1 protein-coding gene is annotated in these 1104 nt (G+C 56.1%); it reads right to left on the reverse strand.

What is annotated here, in order from left to right:
- Nucleotides 1-168: 168 nt before the first annotated feature.
- A partial coding sequence (locus tag ABJ99_RS12750) for a DEAD/DEAH box helicase (protein WP_195842902.1) occupies nt 169-1104 on the reverse strand: 936 nt, incomplete at its 5' end.

Raw genomic sequence — 1104 nt, forward strand, 5'->3', positions numbered from 1 at the left:
GCACTGCTAAACCCTTAACGGATCGATTCAGGTTATTGGGCAGGGGAGACAATACGCAAAGGAGGGCAGTAGCGGCTACCCTCCAGAAAAATTGATCAGTCGATCAACTCTTTGAGCTTTTCATCAATGTGATCAATAGCTAAAAAGCATGGCAACCTGCCATAGTGATCAGAGGATATCAGCAAGAGCCTTCTTGCTCGACTCCTCCGCTTCTGGATCGATCAGATCACTTGCCAGTGCGCGTTTGTCCATGAGCATCTGCCACAGCTGCTGATCGATGGTGTCTTCAGCTAGAGGAATTTTGACTACCACCAAGCGCAATTGCCCATTGCGATAGGCTCGATCCTCAGCTTGGTCCTGCAGCCCCGGTGTCCATGGAAGCCCGAGAAAAAAGACGTAGTTGGCCGCAGTGAGGTTGTAACCTGTGCCGGCGGCCGACCTGGTCCCGATGAACACCCTGCAGTCCGGATCCTGCTGGAAAGCATCAATCGCCTTCTGTCGTTTCTTGGGCGAGTCACTGCCTACCAACGTCACGCACCCGACGCCCATCTTGAGGCAGTGCTCACGCAACGTGGCCACGGATTCCTGATACTCGCAGAAGAGGATAACCTTGTCGTCGACGTCTAGTTCGGCCATCAGGTCCGCCAGGATCCGTACCTTCACGCGCTCAAGCAGTTGACGCAATGCGCCCAACCTTGCGAATCGGTGCTGGTCGCTGCGCATGATCTGATTGTACTCGTCACGTTCTACCTGGCTGAGTATCACCGGCACAGTCTGCCTTTGCTTGCCTTGCAGGTTGGGCAGCACGTCCTTACGCCGGCGAAGCATCCAGTCAGCAATCTCGGTACGAAGCGTCTTGCGAAACTCCGGACTGCCGGCGAATCGCTCGCAGAATTCGTTGAGGGGCAGTTGACCGATTGGGTGGCCCGAAAGCCTGAGCAGTGTGTGCAGCTCCGCTTCGCGATTGAGCACAGGCGTGCCCGTCAACAGATAGCGGTTCTGCACCTGAGCCGCGATGTCGAAGCCGTGTCGTGTCCACGCAGCAGTGGGTTCCTTGAGTCGATGAGCCTCATCGATGACCATCACTGCGAAGCAGCCAGCGTG

Origin of the sequence: Pseudomonas syringae pv. cilantro (genome assembly GCF_001293775.1) — a bacterium.
In the GTDB taxonomy this organism is placed as follows: Bacteria; Pseudomonadota; Gammaproteobacteria; order Pseudomonadales; family Pseudomonadaceae; genus Aquipseudomonas; species Aquipseudomonas syringae_P.